Raw genomic sequence first — 4,053 nt, forward strand, 5'->3', positions numbered from 1 at the left:
GGGCTGATTGCCACGGCGGCGGTGGGGCCGGTGGCGACCGCGCTCGCCGTGATCGGCTGGGCAGCGGCGCGCGCCATCCCGCCGGCGCCGCCGTCGGCCGTCCTGCCGGTGACGTGGAACCCGTGGTCCAGCGCGGCCGCCGCCGTGCGCCAGGTGTGGGCTCAACCGCGCTTGTGGCAGGCCACGCTTGCCATCTCGTGGTTCTGGGCGCTGGGGGCCGTCTACACCAGCCAGTTCGTGCCGCTGGCGAAGAACGCGCTGGGCGGCACCGAGGGCGTGGCGACCTTCTTCCTCGCTGTCTTCTCGGTCGGCATCGCTGTGGGTTCGCTGGCGGTGGCACGGCTGCTGCGGGGACGGCTCTCCACCCGGCTGTGCGTCGCGGCCGGGCTGGCGATGGCGCTGGCCGGGGTGGACCTGTTCTTTGCAATCCCGGCCGCCGGCAGCGCGCCGCGCGACCTAGCGCAGTTGCTTGCCAGCCCGGCCGGCTGGCGGGTGACGGCCGATCTGTTTGCACTGGCAGCGGCCGGTGGGGTGTTCTCGGTGCCGCTCTATGCCGTGCTGCAAACGGCCGGCGATCCGGGCGGCCGCGCCCGCACCATCGCGGCCAACAATATTCTCAACAGCCTGTTCCAGGTGACGGCGGTGCTGGCCGTGGGTGCCGCGGTGGGTGCCGGTGCCGGGGTGACTCTGGTGTTGATGCTGTGCGGCATCAGTGTCATCCTGTTGTTACCCGGCCTCGCCCGGCTGGCCGCCTAGCGCCCCGCGCCGGCACCGCTGGCCGGCAGGCTGGCGATCCATTGGCGGATCAGCGCCACGCCCTCTTCGTGCACCAGCGACCGTCCGAACTGCGGCATCATGATGCCCGGCTCGCGGCTTTCCATGCGGTGCAGCAGGATCGAACCGTCAGGATCGCCGGGAACGATCGAGAAGTTGCGTCCACCCGATCCCCGCCCGGCCGCCACCGGGCGCTTGAAGATCCCCAGGTGCGCAGGCGTTGTTTCCTCCGGGTTCAGATAGAGGCCGGAGTTGGAGGCAAAGCCGGCGCGATCATGGCAGTGGCCACAGTTGACCGCCAGATAGGCCCGTGCCCGGCGCTCGAGCGGTTCCGACCGGTCATCCCATCGCGCCAGCCGCGGCACGCCGGTCGCCGGCAGCCCGGCCAGCCGGCCACGGGCTGCCCATTGCATCAGCTGGTTCGGGCCGGCACCGTCCAGCCCGCCGTTGAGGTTGCCGGCCGTCGGGCCGATCGGGGTGATCGCTTCGCCGGCCTGGTGGCATTGCTTGCACTGGTTCTGGTTGGGCACGGCATAATCGATGGCCAGCGGCTTCCCATCCTGGCCGATGACCGTGACGGCGATGCGCTTGCCGGCGCGCTTCAGCACGGCCGCGCCATCTTCCTCGACATAGGACAGCGCCGCCCAGCCGTTGGCGCGGTGGATCAGCAGGCGGGTCTCCACGGGTCGCAGATCCCGCGCCGACTGCCTGAGATCCGCTGGGAAGGCGAAGCGCTTGACGATCACCGTTCCCACCGGAAAGGCCAGCGCGCCGCTGGCCCGATAGCGGGCGCTGGTGCCCGGCGGCATCCAGACATAGCGGTCCTTTTCGGCACCATCCGAGAAAAGCGGCGTGTTCAGCGTGTAGCGCTCGACCCCCGGTGCCGGGGTCCCGGCGGCATCGAACAGGCCATAATCGGCCAGCCGCGCCGCATCGGTTGACAGCAGAAGATCACCCCGCACCGCCGGCTCCGGCGCGGCGCCCAGCAGCAGGAACAGGGCAAGCTGGGCCGCGAGCGCCTGCTTCACCGTGCGCGCGCCTCCAGCTCGGCGGGCAGCTTGATGCCGATGTCGGCGCCCGGCGCCAGGCTGGCAAAGCGGCTGGCCGGCAGCGGGCTGGGCTGGGCGGCGGTGGCCGGTGTGCCGTGCGCTCCAAGGTTCAGGTTGATGCCGGCCACGTCGCTGCGCACGCCACCACTGGCCGTGCGCTGTTCGGCCGTGCCAGGCACGGTGTAGCGGGTGATGCCATCCCACATCACGGGCGGCAGCGTGCCGCCCACGGCGGCGGCAATCTCCTTGCCGCCCTTGAAGGCAGGATCGCTGCCATTGCCGCGAAAATCATTGCCCCACACCTCCACCTCCTGAGGCAGCGGGTTGTAGGCCTTGTCGGCAAACTGCTGGGTGTAGGCCACGACCATCACGGCATTGCCCTTGTTGCCGATGACCTGGTTGCCCCACACGCTGACATTGCGGTTGGCCATCACCATGATGCCGGTGCCGGAAGGGACGCCGGCCACGATATTGCCGGGCGCGGCAAAGTTCACATGGTTGTTGCCCACCACCTGGTTGCCGGAAACCCTGACGTTGCGACCGCCCTGCTGCGGCAGATCGGGCAGATCGAACACGAGGATGCCGCCGGCATTGTTGGTGGCGACATTGCCCACCACGGCGGCATCATGGCTGTTCTCGATCTCGATGCCGGCCACGTTCATTTCGGCGCGGCTGTTCCGCACGATGATGTTCTGCGACTGGCCAACATAGATGCCGGCATCGGATGCTCCCTTCACCACACTGCGATCGATCAGCACGTTCTTCGAGGAGACTGGATAGAGGCCATAGGCGCCGTTGGTCGATTTCGGCCCACCGGTCCATTCCACCCTGATGTTGACCAGCGCGATGCCGTCGCTGCCCTTCGACTTGATGCCGTTGCCGGCCGGGTTCTCGATGCCGATGTCGCGCACCACCACCTGGTCGGAGGTGATCAGCAGGCCTTCGCCTTCGCCCTTCTGGGCGGTGAAATCGAGGATGGTGGCGCCCGGGCCATCCCCCCTGATGGTGACGCCAGGGACATCGAGCGACAGGCCGTCGGCCAACGCATAGCGACCGGCGGCGATGTGGATGGTGTCGCCCGGCTGCGCCTCGATCAGGGCGGTCTGCAACCGCTCGTGGGCATTCTCGCCGGCGGCAACGTGGATCATCTTCGCCGCCGCCCCGCTGCTCGACAGGGAAGCACCGGCCAGCAGCAGTGCCAATGTCCAGGAAGCCCGCGCCGTCGTCATCATCCGTCCCCTGCTGTTTTCTTGAGTGTCCGCGCGAACCGCCCGTGGCTCAAGCCCCAAAATCCGTGCGGAATTCTGGCAGCCGTTAATCCCTGTTCATCGCCACGGCCCGGCGCATTTGCTAAATGCCAAGGGATGCACGCCACCTTGCCTGCCCTCCAGATTCGCGGCCTCGTGAAGGCCTATGGCGGTCATGTGGCGGTCGACCGCCTCGATCTCGAGGTGCCATCGGGGCAGATCTATGCCCTGCTTGGCCCCAACGGCGCCGGCAAGACCACCACGCTGCGCATGGTCGCCGGCCTGGCTCGGCCCGATGCCGGCGCCATCACGCTGTTCGGCGTGGACGTGCTGGCCGAGCCGATTGCCGCCAAGCAGATGCTGGCCTGGCTGCCCGACGAACCGCTGCTCTATGACAAGCTGACACCATCGGAATATCTGGCCTTCATCGCCGGCCTGTGGCGGCTGCCGGCCGATCTGGCGGCGGAGCGCGCCGAGACGCTGCTCGGCCGGCTTGGCCTGTGGGATCGCCGCGACGTGCGCTGCGAGGGCTTTTCGCGCGGCATGAAGCAGAAGGTGGCGCTGGCCGGCGCCCTCATCCACGAACCGCGCCTGCTGATCCTCGATGAACCGCTGACCGGGCTTGATGCCGCTGCGGCCCGGCTGGTGAAGGACATGCTGCAGGAGCGCGTTGCCGCCGGCGGCACCGTGATCCTGACGACGCATATCCTCGAAGTCGCCGAACGCATGGCCCAGCGCATCGGCATCATCCGGTCGGGGCGCCTGCTGGTGGAAGGCTCAATGGCCGAACTGGCGGCCGGGCGCGCCGAAGGCACCACGCTGGAGCAGCTGTTCCTGGAGCTGGCGGCTTGAGCAGCGCCCCCCCGGTCGTAGCGGCGGTCACAGCGACAGTGCCGCCGCCGGCAGCTTCGCCCGCCTTGGCGCCGCTGGTGCCGGCGCTCCTGCCGCCGGGCAGCCTCATGTGGTTACTGTGGCACGATGTG

Annotated in this window: 3 protein-coding genes and 1 pseudogene; 2 read left to right on the top strand and 2 right to left on the bottom strand. The window is 69.0% G+C overall.

Annotation, left to right across the window (positions count from 1 at the left end):
* A pseudogene (locus tag GJV64_RS12115) lies at positions 1-756 on the top strand (MFS transporter); the annotation flags it as partial.
* On the opposite strand, the gene GJV64_RS12120 reads toward GJV64_RS12115, so the two are convergent.
* Both GJV64_RS12120 and GJV64_RS12125 read right to left on the bottom strand, forming a co-directional pair.
* Positions 753-1,802 carry an SO2930 family diheme c-type cytochrome gene (locus GJV64_RS12120; protein ID WP_235927732.1) on the bottom strand — a complete coding sequence of 350 codons (1,050 nt, stop codon included), beginning with the start codon at positions 1,800-1,802 and terminating at the stop codon, positions 753-755. The pseudogene GJV64_RS12115 and the gene GJV64_RS12120 overlap by 4 nt on opposite strands.
* Positions 1,799-3,055 (bottom strand): parallel beta-helix domain-containing protein, encoded by a 1,257-nt coding sequence (locus GJV64_RS12125; RefSeq protein ID WP_235927733.1) that lies wholly within the window; start codon positions 3,053-3,055, stop codon positions 1,799-1,801. Before GJV64_RS12125 ends, GJV64_RS12120 begins: the two co-directional genes overlap by 4 nt.
* Before the next feature lie 132 nt (positions 3,056-3,187).
* On the opposite strand from GJV64_RS12125, the gene GJV64_RS12130 reads away from it, so the two are divergent.
* On the top strand, positions 3,188-3,922 hold the full coding sequence (locus tag GJV64_RS12130) for an ABC transporter ATP-binding protein (RefSeq protein ID WP_164157466.1): 735 nt from the start codon (positions 3,188-3,190) through the stop codon (positions 3,920-3,922).
* The last annotated feature ends 131 nt before the right edge of the window (positions 3,923-4,053 follow it).

Origin of the sequence: Sandarakinorhabdus rubra, from assembly GCF_010994245.1 — a bacterium.
Lineage (GTDB): Bacteria > Pseudomonadota > Alphaproteobacteria > Sphingomonadales > Sphingomonadaceae > Sandarakinorhabdus > Sandarakinorhabdus rubra.

Bases quoted from the DNA above. Each gene is read 5' to 3' on its own strand.
- GJV64_RS12125 (WP_235927733.1), bottom strand. From the start codon at position 3,055: ATGATGACGACGGCGCGGGCTTCCTGGACATTGGCACTGCTGCTGGCC.
- GJV64_RS12130 (WP_164157466.1), top strand. From the start codon at position 3,188: ATGCACGCCACCTTGCCTGCCCTCCAGATTCGCGGCCTCGTGAAGGCC.